Here is an 18,155-nt window from a genome sequence, read left to right on the forward strand (position 1 = left end):
GAATATAAAAAAAGCATGCAAAACCACTAACTTTTTAGCAAGTGAAGAGTATTACCTTCTATAAATTGTGTTTTAGCCGCTGTAGCCATATAACTCAGTTTCCCTTCTACAACGATATTATCACCTACGACTCCCTTTTCTAGTAAAATATTAGCCTGCTTTCCCCACACATGTAACTCACGCTCTAATAAAACAGTTTGCCAATGCTGCTTTTCTGCCACAAATACCCGTTGATTAATGGTGATATTCACCTGCGCCATGTGCTTATTATTTGCTGTTGTAATTAATTTTGGTGCTGACACTATCAAACCACTACAACAAATTTGATTAATACTTTGCGTATAACCTTTAGGGTACTTTTGAATAAAATTAGCATGAACAATAGCTGGGTGCTCATTTTCAGTGCTATTACTTGGTTTAATATGACTTAAAAAACCTTGCACTAAAATAACATCCCCTTTATCAGCATGTATCAGGGCCTGTTCAACAAGTTCACCTTCCACTTTGATATGATGAAAACTTGTCCATTCTTTATATTGGTTACTTTTTTTATCTAGCCATTTGCTTGTTGTTGCCAAAACAATCTCCGTTATGGCGGATACTGGATTAGCTCGATATCGAATGTCTGGCTTAGCAACTAAGTTACCTAACAGAGTGACCGTACATAATTGTGGCGATTGCACTGGCTGACTTATTTGTTGCATAACTTAACTCTTAAATAAAATTCTAAAAAACAATCATATAAAATATATACTAATAGCAGCAATATACCCTTGAAGCTTTTAGGAGGTTTTTGGGATAATGATTGACTATTTAGCATATTGATGTTTTAAATACTAGAATATAAGGTAATTTTTGGGCAAAGGGGTAAGCGTTAATGAAGAGAGTAGGCTATAAGTTTTCAGCAATTGTGTTCTTAATATCTGCTGCATTACTTTTCATCAACTCTACTTCTGCGCAGCAATTAAGCAAAGAACAGATAAAAGCTGCCTACCTTTATAATTTTTTAAAACACATTACTTGGCCAGAAGAAGCGAATAAAAAACAATTTGTTATTGCCGTATACAAAGATACAAACTTCAATGCTCTACTCACACGAGCCTTAAATAATAAAAAAGTTAAAAACAAAGCAATAAAAACCTTATTTATTGATAACATATCTAATGGGAAAGCGGCTGACTTACTTTATATTCCAAATCAATTTAATCAAAACCTAGCACAATTAGCCACTCAAGTACGTAGCTCCGAAACACTGCTGGTTACCTATAACAGTGCCGACAAACATAATGCTATGGTCAACCTCATTGATAGTGATGATGCTAATGCCATTTCTTTTGAAATAAACAAATCTAATATTGTCTATGAAAAACTAAAAATTTCTGCACAGTTATTACTGTTAGGGGGCACTGAGTTAGATATAGCCTCATTATATAGAGAAACTGAACAGGCAATGCAACTGACCCGAGAACGAGAAGCCACGTTAAATATAGAATTAGCTAATCAACAAGAAAAAATTAACATCAGCAACCAAAAGCTCATCGAACTTAATCGTAACTTGCAAGCTAATATCAAAGATATTCAAGAACAACAGCAAGCGATAGAAGTACTAAAAGAAAATGAGAAAAAGCAAGTACAGCTTTTGAAAAGTAAAGAGCAAGCCCTACAGAAAAAAGAGCAAGAACTCAGCCATATTCTTGAACAACTTAGCGACGCCAATAAGAATTACAGTAAACAAACGCAAGCAATTTCGGAGAAAAAGCAGCAAGTTGAAGAGAAAATTCAAGAAAACCAAAAAATGGCAGACTTAATTAAGCAAAACAAATTAATACTACGGGAGCAGCAACAAAGCATCACACAGCAGCAAAAAGAGCTTAATGTTCAAGGTGATGAGCTAGCAGAGCAGCAAGAAACCATAGTGCAACAAAAAGCCACTATCACTATTACCACCATTTTAGTTGTTATTGTCGCTTTCGCCTTAATGTTAGTTGCAGGCTTATTTTTAAAAAATAGAAAAACGACCAAGAAACTCAGTATAACTTTAGCGCATTTAGAAGAAACACAAAATCAGTTAATCCATTCAGAAAAAATGGCTTCTCTGGGTAAACTCATTGCGGGTGTTGCTCACGAAATTAATACGCCGCTGGGTATAGCGGTAACATCAACCAGCCTAATTCAAGAAAATACTCAAGATATTTCTAAAAAATTGAAAGAAAAAACCTTGAGCCAAAAACAATTGCAGTCTTTTATCGATGTCATTACTGAATCGTCACATATATCGAATAAAGGGTTAGAGCGAGTTATCCAGCTAATGCATAACTTTAAAGAAGTAGCAGCCGATCAAATTATAGAAGAAGAGAGAGAAATTAATTTAGCGCACTATATTGAAGAAGTCATGACTACACTCGCAAATGAAATGAAAAAAGCGAAAGTGCAATATCAATTTAGCGGCGACAACGACATCCAAATAAAAACAATTCCAGGCGCTTTAGCCCAAGTGATTACAAACTTAGTGAACAACTCGATTCGTCATGGCTTCGATTACGATAATAACAGCCAACAAAGAAACGACACATCGAATATATTCATTAATTTAGAACAAAATAATCATGATGAAATTTGTCTTATTTATAAAGATAACGGCAAAGGTATGGATGAAAAAACCTTGGCACAAGTCTTTGATCCTTTCTTTACGACAAAACGAAACAAAGGTGGTACAGGCTTAGGCATGAATATTGTCTTTAATATTATTGAGCAAAAACTTTGTGGTCATATTGATATACAAAGTAGCATTGGAGAAGGTGTCACTTGTACTATTACCTTGCCTTTACTGATCAAAAGTGAGTAAGCGAATCAAGCAAAAGACCTAAGCAAAATCGCCTGAATATAAATTTCCATTATTTGCTACTTTTCGGATAAACGAGTCATTTAAACACTCGCTACCCATAAAATAGCACAAAAATAATAACCACTCTGTATCAAGACTAGGGTAAAATAGTCACTATTGCTCTTTATCGAAGAATACCTTGTTGAACGCGAACACCCCCTTTCCTATCTCAGAAGAAAACCGCCAGATTTTGCTAAATACCTTAAAGCACTATTTTGGCTACGATAGTTTTCGCTCAGGACAATTAGAAATTATTGATAACCTGATGCAAGGGAGAGACTCATTAGTATTAATGCCAACGGGGGGCGGTAAATCACTTTGTTATCAATTGCCCGCAATTTTACTTTCAGGTATCACTATTGTGATATCGCCTTTAATTGCATTAATGAAAGATCAGGTAGATAACTTAACCAGACAAGGTATTACTGCTGCTTTTATTAACTCTTCGTTAGAGCCAAGCGCTATCAATGATATTTTCTCCCGTTTAAATAAAGGAGAAATTAAACTGCTTTATGTGGCACCAGAACGTCTAACTAGCCGTTACTTCTTAGAAAAACTCAATGAGTTACCCTTGGGGTTATTTGCCATTGACGAAGCTCATTGTATCTCTCAATGGGGGCATGACTTTCGCCCCGCGTACACACAGTTACAATGCTTAAAGCAATATTTCCCCACTGTGCCTGTCATGGCACTTACTGCTACTGCAGATGTAACAACACGCAAAGATATATTAACTCAGCTCGCTTTACACAACCCATATATTCATTTAGATAGTTTTGACCGAGCCAATATTCGTTTTACCTTAGCGCAAAAATATGACGGGGAAAAACAGGTATTGGGCTACATCCGAAAACAAGGTGAAGATAGCGGTATCATATATTGTAATAGCCGCTGGCAAGTTGAAAAATTAAGTAAATATTTAGCGGCTTGCGGAATTAATTGCGCGGCTTATCATGCTGGTTTAGAGAATGACATTCGTGCCATGGTGCAAGAGGGGTTCACTAAAGATAATATCCAGATAGTCATCGCAACGGTCGCATTTGGTTTAGGTATCAATAAACCCAATGTGCGTTATGTTATTCATTTTGAGCCACCACGCACGCTAGAATCTTACTATCAAGAGATAGGGCGCGCCGGTCGAGACGGATTACCTGCTGAAGCATTATTCTTGGTTGCAGATAAAGATATAAGCCGTATAAAAAAACGCATCAGCGAAGGTGATAATCCAGCTAGAGTTAAAGTCGAGTTACAGCGTTTTGCTGCCATGACTGCCTTTGTTGAAGCGCAAACATGCCGTCGACAAGTAGTACTAAATTACTTTGCTGAATATACAGAACAAGGCTGCGGTAACTGTGATATTTGTCTAGATCCTCCCAGCCAATTTGACGCAACTATTCCTGCTCAAAAAGTACTTTCTTGTGTTTTTCGTATCAAAGAGCAAGGAGATATCAACCATGTAATTGATGTCCTGCGCGGCGAGAAAACCGACAAAGTTAAAGCACTTGAACATGATCAAGTATCAACCTTTGCCATAGGACAAGGAAAAACACCTGGCTATTGGTTTGCATTAATTGCTCAATTAATTCATTTAGGCTACTTACAACAAGATATTGAGCAAGAATCAAGCTTATGTTTAACGCAAGCTTCAGGAATTGTACTTAAAGCATCAGAGCCGTTAATGCTAGCAACACCTCGACTGCAAAAAGCCAGTTATTGGCAACATAAAACCCAACAAAAATCCTACGATAGACAGTTATTCATTAAGTTACGATCGTTACGCAAAAGTATTGCTGATAGTGAAGATATTGCCCCTTTCATAGTATTTAATGACGCAACCTTATCAGAGCTAGCCCGAGAACAGCCGTTAACATCAGCACAAATGTTGGCAATTAGCGGTATTGGTGATGTAAAACTTGCCCGCTATGGTCAAGCTTTTTTGGCTTTAATAAAAGAGCACAATCAATAAAAACCAAAAAAGCGCCAAAGGGCGCTTTTAATCATCAATAACTCAATTATGTTACTGCAATAATTACTTAAGGCTAGCGTAATAAGCCGCTAAGTTTTCAATATCTGCATCAGTTAATGTTGCAACCATACCCGTCATTGAAGGGTCGTTACGTTTACCTGATTTAAAGTCTCTTAATTGTTTAGCTGTATAAGCAGCTTTTTGACCAGCTAAATTAGGATACATAGGAAGAGCAGAAATACCAGCAGTGCCGTGACAAGCACCACATACACCAGCTTTAGCTTTACCAGCTTCAACATCTCCTGCAAAAGCAGGACTAGCCATCATTACGGTTGCAGTAAGTGCAAGAGTAAGTTTTTTCATCATTGTTATCTCTCTTTGTGGTTCAGAACTATATATTGTCATCCACAGTATATGTAAAATAAATATTGCTGTCGTGTTATTTTTTTTAATAGCATGATTAACATCAAGTAAACTGTCATTGGAGAGATAATGAGTTTAAAACAGCCTAGCATTCACCTTATTAACCTGGTTGAAAATCAAATTAACATTACCTTTTCTCAGCCTTGGTACCAAGAAGATATTGAGTGGCTCAGTCAAAAAATACTGTCTGTAATTTCAGATAGCACAGTGAAAGAAAAAATTATAGGCGCTGATAGAGAAAACTGGCGCTTTAGCTGGCAAACACATGAGTTCATATTAAATTTTGAATGCTACAGTCAGTCTTGTTGGTTACAGGCTAATGATGATGCAAGTCTGCAGTCTATACCCCATATTCATAAGTTATTAACAACGCTAAAAAGTCAGCAATAATGTTCGATAAAATATTAATTAGTCAGTGTTTTTTAGGAGATAAAGTTCGCTACAATGGTGAACAGAAATACTTACAACACCCGCTTATTGAATTATGGAAAAAACAGCATCGGCTAATTGCTATTTGTCCAGAAGTTGCTGGTGGGTTGCCTGTACCACGTGAGCCAGCAGAGCAAACCTCTTTACAAGGTGAAATAGTTACTCAAAGTGGTATCAATGTAACGAAGCAATTTAATGATGGTGCACAACAAAGCTTACAGTTATGCCAAAAACACAACATTCGGTTTGCATTACTTAAAGAGTCAAGCCCATCGTGTGGCAGCACATTAATTTATGATGGCTCATTTTCTAATCAAAAAGTTGCGGGGCAAGGGGTTACTTGTCGCTTGTTAACCCAAGCAGGAATTCAAGTTTTTTCAGAGAATAATCTAGAGACGTTAGTAGCATTACTTGATAAGTAGATAACAGCGTTATTTTCGACTTTCACTCATCATCGATTTTCGACTACGACTTAAGAATTGGGTTAAGCCTTCTTTTGGCTGTTTTTCACCTACACCGAAAGAAACACTCATTTTAGGTAATCGAACACCTGACTGTACACTTACAAAACGAAGCTTTTCAACTCCCTGCTTAATTTTTTCAGCAATTTCTGTGGCGATACCACCATCAACATCAGGTAATAAAACGATAAATTCATCATTAGCAGAGCGCACAGGCAAACCACTATCGTCAACGTAACTAGCTACTTTCTTAGCTATTTTCGATAAAATCACATCACCGATGAGGCCGCCAAACTTCTCACTAAATTGAGCAAAATGATCAACACTCACGACGATGGCGGCAACCGATCTATTAGCATCTGCAACCAACCATGTCTCTACATGCTTTGACATGGCTTTGCGATTATATAAGCCTGTAACTGGGTCTAAATAAACCTCTTGGCGAACCTCTTCCAGCTCATCTTCTAGCGCTTGTGTATGTTGTTGTGATTGTTGTAACTGTTCAACTAATTGTTGTTGCTGCTTTTTAAAAGACATTGAAGCTTTATGCAATTGAGCGATAGCGGCTTTAACTTCAGATTTGTCGCGGGACATTAAGGCTGGAATATTGTCGTCAATTTTCTCGATTAGGCCTTGCGCACTTGAGGTTGACTGTTGGCAACTATCTTGTACTTGGTCAAATAACTGTGCTAAATCAGAAACAATATCATGGCGAAATTTACTTTGTTCAAGGCAATGTTCTTTATAAAGTTGCTCCATAAAAAATCCATCTAATGCCTTTCCAGACAATAGTAAACGTTTAATACTGGCAACAAGTATCGGATCACTTTTTTTGCAGTACTCATAAGTTACTGCATAATTTATTGGATTCACAGCCAACTGCCACTGTTTCAGTTGTTTTACTGCCAGCGCCATTGTTTTATCAGCTTGCTTTATCGAATCGTGATATTTCACCGATTCACCTCTTACGTTGTGGCGCTCCTTGCCTTCCTTAGTACTCTTTGGTACCTCATAAGCTATATTCTCTAGTATCTAAAGATAAATATCTACAAAATTTATACTATTTATCTATTCTCTTCCTTTATAACTTTGTTAAAGTACTGAAACCTTCACTATTGAGTTATTTTAATGAGATTTATTTTCCCTTTTATGGCTATATTTTTTTTAGCTAGTTGTAACCTTTTACCAAAATCAACGGAATACTCCTCTGCAGAAGCACTCAGTAAAAGCGATCAACAATTACAACAATTAATCCATACTCATCAACAGTTTTTTCAACAATCGAGTCCTTTTAATGATCCACAAGAAGGTGGAAATAACGCTAAACTTCCAGATTTATCTCCTAAAAATCTAGCTAAACAAAATAAGAAGTTAACCAGCATTTATCAAGCCCTTATCAAAATTGAGAGCGAGAAGCTTACCAAAGAAAATCAAATCAATAGTGCTGTACTTATTTATTCCATCAAAAACACCTTAGACAGCTATAAAAACAAAGAGCATTACATGCCATTAACGGCTGAATCAGGCTTTCATGTTTGGATTACCAATATCACTCAGCAAGTTAATTTAAAGAGCGAACAAGATTATCGTGATTATTTATCCAAGCTAAATGCCCTGCCCAGGTATTTTGAACAACAAACCGCTTGGATGAAGCTAGGTATTAAAGAAGGAATCACTCAACCCAAAGTCGTATTGGAAGGTTTTGAAAATTCAATCAAAGCCTATATTGTTAACGATGTGACTGAAAGTGAATATTACCAACCTTTTAAAAACATCTCAGAGCAAGTTAGCCCTGAAACAAAAAAAACTATTCAACAAGAAGCACAAACAGCAATTCGCGAAAAAGTTATCCCTGCCTATGAAAAGTATTATGACTTTATGGTTAATCAGTACAAGCCAAATGCACGGGAAAATATAGCTGCCACCTCACTACCGCAGGGTAATTCCTATTATCAAAATAGAGTGGATTACTACACAACATTACAACTGAGTGCTGATGAAATTCATCAAATAGGCTTAACTGAAGTTCAGCGTATTCGTAAAGAAATGGACACGATTATTGAGAAAGTGGGCTTTGACGGTGACTTTGCAAACTTTATTGAATTTTTGCGTAGCGATGAACAATTTTATGCTAAAACCCCAAGGGAGTTATTAAGAGAAGCTTCCTATATCGCCAAACAAATGGATGCAAAACTTCCTGCATTATTTAAAACACTACCAAGAACGCCGTATGGTGTTGTTGAGGTACCGGCTAGTATTGCACCTAAATATACTACAGGGCGTTATTCTGGACCTGCTCGTGATGATCAAGCTGGAAATTACTGGGTAAATACTTATCGATTAGATAGACGCCCTTTATATGTGTTACCTGCACTCACATTGCATGAAGCAGTACCAGGACATCATTTGCAAGGCTCCATTGCCAAAGAAATGAAAAATGTGCCGCAATTTCGTAACCGCATATATATTTCAGCATTTGGTGAAGGCTGGGGATTATATGCGGAATATTTAGGTGTTGAAGCAGGCATATATAAAAATCCTTATCATGACTTTGGTCGCTTAACGTATGAAATGTGGCGAGCCTGTAGACTTGTGGTTGATACTGGCATGCATGCAAAAGGTTGGTCTAGACAGCAGGCCATGGATTATTTAGCAAATAATACGGCATTATCTTTACACAACGTACAAACAGAAATAGATCGTTATATTTCATGGCCAGGGCAAGCGTTATCATACAAAATTGGTGAGCTTAAAATTAAGAGCTTGCGATCAAAAGCAGAAAGCACATTAGCGAATCACTTTGACTTGCGTGACTTTCATGATCAGCTACTAAAAAACGGTGCTATGCCATTAAGCATGTTAGAAAAAGTTATTAATGAATATATTAGTGATGAAAAGAAAAAGTTAATTAAAGCGACTAAGTCTACAGATAACACATAAAAGGGATGAAGAGTTGGGCAAGGAAGCCACGCAAAGTAAACCGGGGAAACAGACAGAAAGCTGTTAAAATAGAAGAGCCCCCACTACATCTAAATTTGGCAGTCCCGCTGTCATAGGTTTCCCGTTAGACCGGTTACTTTGCGTCTCTAACTTTCGTTAGATTTGCCCTTGTCGAGCTTTAGAAGCTCAAGGGCATTATAAAACATGATTTAGAATTGTAAACAAAAAAAACTAACAACGAAGGAATAATCACGTTAATATAATAGCTACATTTAAACAGAGGCTTTGTTTTTATTGATGTTAACTATAAAAAAAATATTTTTTTTATTTGTACTTTCAACCACTTTTTCGGTTAATTTTTCCACAATAGCCAGTGAACGAAATTTAGATCCAAAAGAACGGACAATAAAAACAATAGATCATTTATTTAAACAGCCTGCTGAGAGCTTAAATAGTGACACAGTGATAGCACTCAGCAACACTGTCTTCCCTAAAAGTAATCAATTTACTAATGAAAGTATTGCCAAACTCTACTACTTACTTGCCAGCATCGCCCTGAACAAAGGAGAGATTGAAACGGCTTTACAATTTACTCAAGATGGCCTCACATACTCAAGCACTGAGCAAGCTACTTACCCTTGCTTACAAATAAAACTAGCTGAAATTTTAGCCGCAAAAAGAAACTATAGTGAGCTACTAACGGTAGCTAACAGAACCATAAAAGTACTCAAAACAGCTGAAAGTCAACGATTTTTAGTACTAGCGTTAAGTTATAGAAGTGTTGCCTTTGCCATGTTGTCACAACACGATAAAGCCTTAGAAGATCTACAACAGGTGCATACCATTATTGATGAACAACCCGCTTTTAACGAACACGTTTCATTATTATCTATTTTAGCTAATGCATATTATCACTTAGGTGAATATCAAACGGCATTAACAATACAATTAAAAATACTGAAGCTACGCTTTAATCTCAACAAACTGGCTAATGTTGATCAAACATATTACCAGTTAGGTAATGCTTATTATAATTTACAGCGTTATAACGATGCTTATAATGCTTATTGGGAAGCAAAGCAATATTCAGAAAAAAAGCAAGCACCTATTTTTACCGCTTATGCTAGACAGGGCCTAGGGCTAACATTAAAAAAGCAACAACAATATCAACAAGCAATTTCTGAAATACAACAGGCGAATACAGCTTTCTATCAGTACAACTTAACTACACCCTATTTGGAAACATTGATCACGCTCGCTCAACTTAGCGATAAAACCAAGCAAACCTCAGCAGCTATAGATTACTTAACTCAAGCTGAAAAAATCTCTGAAAATATTACGTTAAGTAAACATTACCTCATTTTTTATCAACTTTTAGCGCAAATGTATGTGGATAAAGAAGATTTTAATAAAGCATTTTTTTGGCAAAAAAAATATAGCCAACTGCTATACAAAAATGACCCTGCTGTATTAAATGCCAACCGAGACAAAACACTACAAAAAAGTATTACCGATAGTATACAAACTAAAGAGTTAACGCTGAAACTCGCTGAACAAAGTGAATTAACCAGTAGCTTTAATAAAAAATATCAGCAACAACAAGTCATTATTTTTATTTTAGCATTTATAATCGTGGCAATTTTACTCAACTACCTTGTCATCTGGTTGATGCGCAGAAGTAAGCGCACAAGAGAAGCTTATGATAAACAAGAGAGCCCTAATAATACCTTGGCAAATCCCCTTGACACAAAACAGCTTTATCAAACACATTTCAATATGGCGAAAAAATACTCCTACACATTAACATTAGGGTACATTTCAATTAGCAATTGGCAAGAGCTCAGTTTTAAATTTAATAAAAGTGTTGTTCAAGAAGTAAATGATGGAATTGCCAATTTAATCAATGAACATATTAGTGAATTTGAAAATGCAGGTTTGATTAATGATGGAGAGTATTTACTTATTTTCCCGCACCAATCTAAAGAAGAGGCCAGTGATATCTTAAAAACAATATTACGCGCCATACAATTAAGATTTTTTGCCAATTTAGGAGAGTTTTCAGTTACACTATCATATTCAGTAGAAAGCCCTGACTTTCAAGATATTGATCCTTATATATTTCTCTCACAACTCAGTAGTGCAGCGAAGTCTATAAACAATGATATACATACCCAAGCCACTTAACACAGTTAGTGCAAATAAAGGTGGCATATTTAGATAAATTAACTTGTAGGTGAAAAATGCTTGCTGTTTTACTTGTTACCGCTCTTTTCATAATCATTAGCGTCTACCTTCATTTTCGAGCAGAAAAATTACAACGAGAATTACTGTTATTAAAACGAGAAATGGTTAATACACAAAAAGACAATGCGGCCTTATCAAAATCAATTGAGTTACTCGCTAGCAGTCATGAAGGCTTTGTTAAGCATAGATTAGAGTTAATAGACACTAAAGCAGAACAGCAAACTGAACTTGATAGTGAGTTATTAAAACCGCTTATTAATAACTATGCCGCTATTTTGCGTGAATGCCTAACAAATAAGGCAAGAATGCAGGTTATTATAAAAAGGTGCTTTGATAGCCAAAACAATGCAGATTATAAAGAATTTACTAACAAGGTAATTCAAAATGATACTAAGCTTAAGCGCTTGTGGGGGAGTAATAATCTAGTAGGGTTTATTTCATTAGTAGAAACACTACTTTTGAAATTGAACACCAGCAACAAAAAAGATTAATTTTACTGTTTAAACTTTTATTTTTTACTTATGCAGCTTTACTTATACGGTTTTTCAACGAAGTATAAAACCAAAATCTGCTGAGACTAGCTTCTAATAATGATATCAGGTGAAGTGTTTATCTCACCCTCACTTGATATAGTCGCCGCATTATCATTACACAACAAAATGGCCAAGCTTCCTTCATTGCTGTTTCGGATAAAGCTCAAATCGTAACCAAATTGCGTTAAACTACTTGCTGCAAACTTTTGCGCTAAAGATAATTTATTCCACAAGGTTTCAGGCGCAGCATTTCGCTGTCGTCTTTCTAAAAGTGCTTCTCTTTCTGCTAGTGCTTGCATGATGAACCTCTGTAGTTTGAATATTATATTCCGTTTACATCTGCTTTGATTAGCTCAACTTATCAGACTAAAAACTGAACATATATTTCGCTAAATTAACGTACTTTTTTCTAGACATCAACACTTATTTTTTATAAAAACCAGTTATCATTACTGGTAATACCTGATACCCTTAAAATCTTTAATTTTGTGTTAAAAAATCGCTTAAACTTTGTAAAAAATTGAGAGTCAAGATGAGTGTCGTTTTAGATGAATTATTAGCCTTGTTAAGATTAGAAACCATAGAGCAAGGAATTTATCGAGGCCAAAGCCAAGATTTAGGTTTTAAAGCATTATTTGGCGGTCAAGTCATGGGGCAAGCGTTATCTGCCGCACAAGAAACTGTTGCCAGTGACCGTTTCGTTCACTCTTTACACTCATACTTTTTACGTGCCGGAGACGCCTCTAAACCCGTCGTTTATGAAGTAGAAAATATCCGTGACGGTAATAGCTTTAGCACCCGTAGAGTTCAAGCAATACAGAATGGCAAAGCTATTTTTTATATGACGGCTTCTTTTCAGTTACCTGAGCAAGGCTTTGAACATCAAGACACTATGCCCGAAGCACCTGATCCTGATAGTGTTCCTTCTTATGACGATTTCATTAGAAAGCATCAAGCAGTTATACCCAGTGCATTACGTGAAAAATTTCTCGCTGAAAAGCCAATTAAAATACATCCAATCCAACAATATAATTGGCTCAAACCCGAAAAAACAGATTCAAAAAGCCAAATGTGGTTAAAGACCAATGGCAATTTACCAAACGATTTACGTATTCATAGTTGCATGCTGGCTTATGCATCCGACTTTCAATTTTTGCCTACTGCACTATTACCCCACGGTGCTAGCCACTGGATGCCAAACTTTCAGATAGCCACGGTTGATCATGCCATGTGGTTTCATCAACCTTTTCGTTTTGATGATTGGTTACTTTACTGTATGGATAGCCCTTCTGCGAGTAATGGTAGAGGCTTGGTGCGTGGGCAAATATATAATCGCCAAGGTGAATTAGTTGCCTCAACCATGCAAGAAGGGGTTATCAGACAAAGGTAACTCGATCTAGCACTCAAACGAATATGTATAATTACCAAAAAGTAAGTATGTATTCACTTACTTTTGCCAATCAAACCCTGTTGGGTGTTGAAATACCCTTAAATCAAACTGAGGGGCAATGGCGAATAAGTGATCAAAAATATCCGCTTGAATGGCTTCATATTCCCCCCAAACTGTCGTATTAGCAAAACAATAAAGCTCTAAAGGTAAACCACTTGAGGTTGCTGGTAGCTGCCTTACCATACAGGTCAAGTCATTACGAATATGCGGATTTTGATGTAGATACATCTCAATATAAGCGCGAAATGTGCCGATATTGGTTAACTGGCGGGTATCTATTTTATGTAAGCTAGCTTGTTGCACTTGTGTTTTATTATCCACTTCAAGCTGCTGCTTCTTATCGGTTAAATATTCTTTCAATAAACTTGTGTTAGCTAAAAAATCTACTTTTTCTAAAGAATAAAAATCAATACTGGCAATATCGATAATCAAAGTACGCTTAATTCGCCTAGCGCCTGTATGATACATATTGCGCCAATTTTTGAATGAATCACTAATCAGTGCATACGTTGGCACAGTCGTTATTGTTTTATCAAAGTTTTCAACTTTAACGGTATTTAACCCTATTTCAATCACATCACCGTCAGCTCCATACTTGGGCAATTCAATCCAATCGCCGGCTACTACCATTTTATTAGCTGATATCTGAATACTCGCTACCAAGCCTTTAATAGTGTCTTGAAAAACTAAGATCAACACAGCCGTTAATGCACCTAAACCACTGAGTAAATAAATAGGTGATCGGTTTAAAATTAACGAAATAATTATAATGGTCGTCACTAAGTAAATAGCTAATTTAATAACTTGAATAATCGCGTTTAAAGGTAAATATTTTTGCTTTGCCGTTTCACGGTAAAGACTTTTACTGACATTAAGAACAGCACTTAGGGTTCGCGCCACTTGAATAGTTAAGGCAACTTTAGCCGATAAAATGAGTAATTCAGCTAGCCACAAATCATGTGTAAAAATTAATGGGGTTAAAAATAAAACGATGACAAAGGGCAGCAACAAGACTAATCGCGTTAAGACATTATGCTCAATTAACACATCATCCCATGTGTTCTTAGTTTTAATAATGACTTTATGCGCTATAGCAAGCAGCTGGTTTTTAGCAATATAATAACTGACAGTGGCAATGAGAAAAATAATCAATAAACCAACAGTCATAGTTACTATTTCAAGGTGTTTATTTGCTACACCTTGCGCTAACAACCAGTTTACAATTAGCTCATTCATCTTCTCTCCTATTTCTACTTAGCTTTTATCCATATTTTTCATGGCATCTTGTTTCATACTTTCTAGCCTAACATCTTTTTCACGCCAAAATTGTGTCAGCCATTTTTGAAAAGCAATTTTATGATTACGATCGTTCATGTAATCACCACTGAGCTCTTCAGTGATCTTTTGTGTATGAATTTCAATATGCACACGCTTTACTCGACCAGACAGAAAATCCACAAACGTTGGAATACCTTCAGGGTAATAAATGGTTACATCAACTAACGTGGTTAAATGCTTACCCATAGCATCAAGCACAAAAGCGATACCGCCTGCTTTAGGTTTCAATAAATGCTGATAAGATGAATTTTGTTTATCGTGCTTAGCTTGAGTAAATCGCGTACCCTCAATAAAGCTCATTACACTCACCGGCTTATATTTAAATTTATCACAAGCTTTTCGCGTGGTTTCCAAGTCTTTACCACGTAAATGAGGATTCTTTTTCAAAAAAGATTGTGTGTAGCGCTGCATGAATGGGAAATCTAATGCCCACCAAGCCAAACCTAAAATAGGAACATACAATAACTCTTTCTTTAAAAAGAATTTAAGGAAAGGTATTTCACCATGTAAAGCACGCTGTAAAACCACAATATCAACCCAGCTTTGATGGTTTGCTAAAACCAAATACCAGTCTTTCGAATTCAGCTCTTCTAAGCCCGTAATTTTTAGCTCCATTTTAGTAAAAAGTTTTTGGTTTATGGTATTAACTGCCACCCAATTACTCGCCATTAAGTCCAATAAATAACTGAATATTTTTTGAGAGAAGTTTAACGGTATTATCGCTTTCATGAACGAAAACACTAAAATAGGGATTAACCAAAACAGGGTGTTAATAGCGTAAAAACAAAAAGAAAGAATTAAAATGAGCGGCGCTGGTAGAAAATGTAACATGCGATAAATAGTTGGATAAAAGATTAATAAAATTTACTTAGTGCTATTTAACCATGCTTTGCACTGAATTTATATTGTTATTCGTAATCAATACTTATATGTATTCCTAAAAGCTATTGATGTGCATAAATTGCTCTAGCAACCAAGCTTCATATTTACTTATAACAGTTGAATGACTATTCAGTATTTAGCATACTTTAACTGTAAATTATTTTAGGAGTAATAATGGATTTTAATCGAGCTGTGATCAAAGTTGGTAGTGCTTTGGTTGCACCAACAAAAACAGGTTGCAGTGGTCAATACACGTTAGCAATTGCGCAGTTTATTACCAAATGCCAACAACAAGGCAAAGAAATTATTCTTGTATCCTCAGGAGGAGTCGCGGCTGGACGTAGCATTATTCATCATGGCAGTACCAAAGTCTCTGTCTCGGTAAAAAAGGCGATGTCTAGTGTGGGACAAATGAAGATGATGGCCAATTGGCAGCGCTTTTTTGATATTCCTTGCAGCCAAATATTAATTAACCAAAGTGACCTTGATAACAGAAGACGTTTTATCTCTATTAAAGAAACTATTCAAATTCAGCTGGAAAATGGCGTACTACCTATAGTTAATGAAAATGACACCCTAACTTCTGAAGACTTAACGGTAGGTGACAATGACAATCTAGCAGCCTTGGTTGCACAAGTATGTGAAGCGGATAGTTTATTTATTTTAAGTGATATTGATGGTGTATTTACCAAAGACCCTAAAATCAATAAAGATGCTGTGCTAATACCTGATATTGAACATATCACAGATGAAATATATGCCATGGCAGGTACTAGCCGTAATCACCTGGCAACAGGTGGTATGAAAACAAAAATTCAAGCGGCTGAAAAAGCCGTAGAACATGGCATCAATACCTATATCATCAACGGCACCAAAAGCGAGGTGTTTACGGCATTATTAGACAAGCGAAACCCAGGTACACGCTTTGCTGCCGATAAAGATATTATTACCGCCAAAAAACATTGGTTAAAACATACCTTAAAAAGTCAGGGCTCAATTTCTCTTGATAGTGGTGCCGTTAATGCCTTAGTGAATAAAGGCGCTTCCCTACTACCCGCGGGGGTGAAGTCTGTTGATAAGCAATTTAAAGCCGGTGATTGTGTCAATGTTCTCGATCACCAAAATAATACCATCATAGCCAAAGGCATTTGTTTGTTTAGCCATAGTGATTTAAAACGCATTATGGGAAAACACAGTGATGATATTAGTGAGATTTTAGGGGACAACCAAAGTAATGTCGTTGTTCACCGTGATGATATGGTTATCTTGTAGCCTTTAAATAGCAAGATAACGTTTGATAGTTAAAGGTTAAAACCAATATGAGTAACTCAACCTCCTTCTGCATGACGCAGATGGCAAGCAATGCCAAAATAGCGAGTCGCGTCGCCGCGCAATTAACTAGCGCTGAAAAGAATACCCTGTTAAATGCGATTGCCGATGCCATCGAAGCTAACAGTACAAAGATTATTAATGAAAACAGCAAAGATATCGAAGCCGGCCGAGAAAAAGGCTTAAGCCAAGCCATGCTAGACAGGTTAATACTAACAGAGCAAGGCGTTAAAGATATTAGCTCAGCTATTAGAGAAATTGTCGCATTAACCGACCCTGTTGGTGATGTCAGTAATCTCGCTTTACGTCCTAACGGTATCCAAGTGGGCAAGATGCGTATTCCTTTGGGCGTTATTGCGATGATTTATGAAGCTCGCCCAAATGTCACTGCCGAAGCGGCGGCTCTGTGCATCAAATCAGGAAATGCTGTTATTTTACGTGGTGGCTCAGAAGCCATTCATTCAAACCTAGCAATAGCCAACTGCTTGCATCATGTTTTAACAGAACATGGCTGTGATAAAAATGTGGTGAGTGTTATTCCAGATACTAGCCGTAGCGTTATTGAAGCACTATTAAAACAAAGTGACAGTATAGACTTAGTAATTCCACGCGGGGGCGAAGGTCTTATTCGTTACGTAAGTGAAAACAGCCGCATACCTGTAATTCAACACTTCAAAGGTGTTTGTCACTTATATGTTGATAAATACGCAGACCTAACAAAAGCCACTCAAATATTGGTTAACGGCAAAACCCAAAAGCCAAGTGCTTGCAACGCTTTTGAAACCTTTTTAGTGCATCAAGATATTGCTGAGACATTTTTACCTCTAGCCGCTAAAGCGCTATTTGAAGCAGCACAGGTGAAAGTTCACGCTTGTGAAAAAAGCCTAAATTACTTTTCAGATGGGCAATTAGCAACCACTGAGGATTACCACGCTGAATATTTAGCGCAAGAAATTGCTGTTAAAATGGTCAGTAGTTTTGATGAAGCCATTAGCCATATCAATGACTACACATCAGATCACACCGAAGTGATTATCAGCCAAGATATTTCACGCAGCCAAGCTTTTATTCGTCAAATTAATTCATCGGTTGTGATGGTAAATGCTTCTTCACGTTTTTCAGATGGCAACCAGTTAGGCTTAGGATCTGAAATTGGTATTTCTACTAGTAAGTTACACGCCTATGGGCCTATGGGGCTAGAAGCTTTAACGACAGAGAAATTTGTTGTTTATGGTGACGGACAAGTTAGAGAATAACTGAGAATATTGAAAGAGCT

General features: G+C 36.6%; 16 protein-coding genes and 1 riboswitch. Of the genes, 10 read left to right on the forward strand and 6 right to left on the reverse strand.

Going from position 1 to position 18,155, the window contains the following annotated elements; translation table 11 throughout:
- Positions 1-26: 26 nt before the first annotated feature.
- A complete protein-coding gene (locus tag AC27GZ_RS03655) occupies positions 27-704 on the reverse strand; it encodes a single-stranded DNA-binding protein (protein ID WP_487093515.1) in 678 nt (225 codons plus the stop codon).
- 173 nt (positions 705-877) lie between these two features.
- On the opposite strand from AC27GZ_RS03655, the gene AC27GZ_RS03660 reads away from it, so the two are divergent.
- Positions 878-2,845 (forward strand): YfiR/HmsC family protein, encoded by a 1,968-nt coding sequence (locus AC27GZ_RS03660; RefSeq protein WP_487093516.1) that lies wholly within the window; start codon positions 878-880, stop codon positions 2,843-2,845.
- 178 nt (positions 2,846-3,023) lie between these two features.
- Positions 3,024-4,850 carry a DNA helicase RecQ gene (gene recQ / locus AC27GZ_RS03665; RefSeq protein WP_487093517.1) on the forward strand — a complete coding sequence of 609 codons (1,827 nt, stop codon included), beginning with the start codon at positions 3,024-3,026 and terminating at the stop codon, positions 4,848-4,850.
- 63 nt (positions 4,851-4,913) lie between these two features.
- Here the strand turns inward: recQ and AC27GZ_RS03670 are convergent, their stop codons facing one another.
- A complete protein-coding gene (locus AC27GZ_RS03670; protein ID WP_487093830.1) occupies positions 4,914-5,213 on the reverse strand; it encodes a c-type cytochrome in 300 nt (99 codons plus the stop codon).
- 129 nt (positions 5,214-5,342) lie between these two features.
- Between AC27GZ_RS03670 and AC27GZ_RS03675 the strand changes: the two genes are divergently transcribed.
- Together AC27GZ_RS03675 and AC27GZ_RS03680 are read left to right on the forward strand one after the other, a co-directional pair.
- Positions 5,343-5,663: a DUF3630 family protein gene (locus AC27GZ_RS03675; protein WP_487093518.1), complete on the forward strand. Its 321-nt coding sequence runs from the start codon at positions 5,343-5,345 to the stop codon at positions 5,661-5,663.
- A complete protein-coding gene (locus AC27GZ_RS03680; protein WP_487093519.1) occupies positions 5,663-6,124 on the forward strand; it encodes a 2-thiouracil desulfurase family protein in 462 nt (153 codons plus the stop codon). Before AC27GZ_RS03675 ends, AC27GZ_RS03680 begins: the two co-directional genes overlap by 1 nt.
- 9 nt (positions 6,125-6,133) lie before the next feature.
- Here the strand turns inward: AC27GZ_RS03680 and AC27GZ_RS03685 are convergent, their stop codons facing one another.
- Entirely contained in the window at positions 6,134-7,117 is a 984-nt protein-coding gene (locus tag AC27GZ_RS03685; RefSeq protein WP_487093520.1) for a GGDEF domain-containing protein, read from the reverse strand.
- A 195-nt stretch (positions 7,118-7,312) separates the two neighbouring features.
- Here AC27GZ_RS03685 and AC27GZ_RS03690 point away from each other — a divergent pair, with 195 nt between their 5' ends.
- From AC27GZ_RS03690 to AC27GZ_RS03700, 3 genes are all read left to right on the forward strand, one after another.
- The gene (locus tag AC27GZ_RS03690) at positions 7,313-9,103 is read left to right on the forward strand and encodes a DUF885 domain-containing protein (protein ID WP_487093521.1); all 1,791 of its coding nucleotides are present in this window, start codon (positions 7,313-7,315) and stop codon (positions 9,101-9,103) included.
- Between the two features lie 94 nt (positions 9,104-9,197).
- Positions 9,198-9,280, reverse strand: a riboswitch (cyclic di-GMP riboswitch).
- A gap of 120 nt (positions 9,281-9,400) precedes the next feature.
- Complete coding sequence (locus tag AC27GZ_RS03695; RefSeq protein WP_487093522.1) at positions 9,401-11,287, forward strand: hypothetical protein; 1,887 nt, start codon at positions 9,401-9,403, stop codon at positions 11,285-11,287.
- Positions 11,288-11,343: 56 nt separating this feature from the next.
- Positions 11,344-11,838 (forward strand): hypothetical protein, encoded by a 495-nt coding sequence (locus AC27GZ_RS03700; protein ID WP_487093523.1) that lies wholly within the window; start codon positions 11,344-11,346, stop codon positions 11,836-11,838.
- An 86-nt stretch (positions 11,839-11,924) separates the two neighbouring features.
- On the opposite strand, the gene AC27GZ_RS03705 is transcribed toward AC27GZ_RS03700, so the two are convergent.
- A complete protein-coding gene (locus tag AC27GZ_RS03705; protein ID WP_487093524.1) occupies positions 11,925-12,179 on the reverse strand; it encodes a hypothetical protein in 255 nt (84 codons plus the stop codon).
- A 233-nt stretch (positions 12,180-12,412) separates the two neighbouring features.
- Between AC27GZ_RS03705 and tesB the strand changes: the two genes are divergently transcribed.
- A complete protein-coding gene (tesB, locus tag AC27GZ_RS03710; protein ID WP_487093525.1) occupies positions 12,413-13,270 on the forward strand; it encodes an acyl-CoA thioesterase II in 858 nt (285 codons plus the stop codon).
- A gap of 57 nt (positions 13,271-13,327) precedes the next feature.
- Here tesB and AC27GZ_RS03715 read toward each other — a convergent pair whose 3' ends face one another.
- Both AC27GZ_RS03715 and AC27GZ_RS03720 read right to left on the reverse strand, forming a co-directional pair.
- Complete coding sequence (locus AC27GZ_RS03715) at positions 13,328-14,566, reverse strand: mechanosensitive ion channel family protein (protein ID WP_487093526.1); 1,239 nt, start codon at positions 14,564-14,566, stop codon at positions 13,328-13,330.
- An 18-nt stretch (positions 14,567-14,584) separates the two neighbouring features.
- Positions 14,585-15,499, reverse strand: a complete 915-nt coding sequence (locus tag AC27GZ_RS03720) for an acyltransferase (RefSeq protein ID WP_487093527.1) — start codon at positions 15,497-15,499, stop codon at positions 14,585-14,587.
- A gap of 225 nt (positions 15,500-15,724) precedes the next feature.
- Between AC27GZ_RS03720 and proB the strand changes: the two genes are divergently transcribed.
- Together proB and AC27GZ_RS03730 are read left to right on the forward strand one after the other, a co-directional pair.
- Positions 15,725-16,822 carry a glutamate 5-kinase gene (gene proB / locus AC27GZ_RS03725; RefSeq protein ID WP_487093528.1) on the forward strand — a complete coding sequence of 366 codons (1,098 nt, stop codon included), beginning with the start codon at positions 15,725-15,727 and terminating at the stop codon, positions 16,820-16,822.
- A gap of 47 nt (positions 16,823-16,869) precedes the next feature.
- Positions 16,870-18,135, forward strand: a complete 1,266-nt coding sequence (locus AC27GZ_RS03730) for a glutamate-5-semialdehyde dehydrogenase (RefSeq protein ID WP_487093529.1) — start codon at positions 16,870-16,872, stop codon at positions 18,133-18,135.
- Positions 18,136-18,155: the final 20 nt, after the last annotated feature.

The organism is Colwellia sp. SU-HH00943 (assembly GCF_057546125.1).

Coding starts and splice junctions, on each gene's coding strand:
- AC27GZ_RS03670 (WP_487093830.1), bottom strand. CDS start 5,213: ATGAAAAAACTTACTCTTGCACTTACTGCAACCGTAATGATGGCTAGT.
- AC27GZ_RS03675 (WP_487093518.1), top strand. CDS start 5,343: ATGAGTTTAAAACAGCCTAGCATTCACCTTATTAACCTGGTTGAAAAT.
- AC27GZ_RS03720 (WP_487093527.1), bottom strand. CDS start 15,499: ATGTTACATTTTCTACCAGCGCCGCTCATTTTAATTCTTTCTTTTTGT.
- AC27GZ_RS03680 (WP_487093519.1), top strand. CDS start 5,663: ATGTTCGATAAAATATTAATTAGTCAGTGTTTTTTAGGAGATAAAGTT.
- AC27GZ_RS03715 (WP_487093526.1), bottom strand. CDS start 14,566: ATGAATGAGCTAATTGTAAACTGGTTGTTAGCGCAAGGTGTAGCAAAT.
- AC27GZ_RS03695 (WP_487093522.1), top strand. CDS start 9,401: ATGTTAACTATAAAAAAAATATTTTTTTTATTTGTACTTTCAACCACT.
- AC27GZ_RS03660 (WP_487093516.1), top strand. CDS start 878: ATGAAGAGAGTAGGCTATAAGTTTTCAGCAATTGTGTTCTTAATATCT.
- tesB (WP_487093525.1), top strand. CDS start 12,413: ATGAGTGTCGTTTTAGATGAATTATTAGCCTTGTTAAGATTAGAAACC.
- AC27GZ_RS03730 (WP_487093529.1), top strand. CDS start 16,870: ATGAGTAACTCAACCTCCTTCTGCATGACGCAGATGGCAAGCAATGCC.
- AC27GZ_RS03705 (WP_487093524.1), bottom strand. CDS start 12,179: ATGCAAGCACTAGCAGAAAGAGAAGCACTTTTAGAAAGACGACAGCGA.
- AC27GZ_RS03655 (WP_487093515.1), bottom strand. CDS start 704: ATGCAACAAATAAGTCAGCCAGTGCAATCGCCACAATTATGTACGGTC.
- AC27GZ_RS03690 (WP_487093521.1), top strand. CDS start 7,313: ATGGCTATATTTTTTTTAGCTAGTTGTAACCTTTTACCAAAATCAACG.
- AC27GZ_RS03700 (WP_487093523.1), top strand. CDS start 11,344: ATGCTTGCTGTTTTACTTGTTACCGCTCTTTTCATAATCATTAGCGTC.
- proB (WP_487093528.1), top strand. CDS start 15,725: ATGGATTTTAATCGAGCTGTGATCAAAGTTGGTAGTGCTTTGGTTGCA.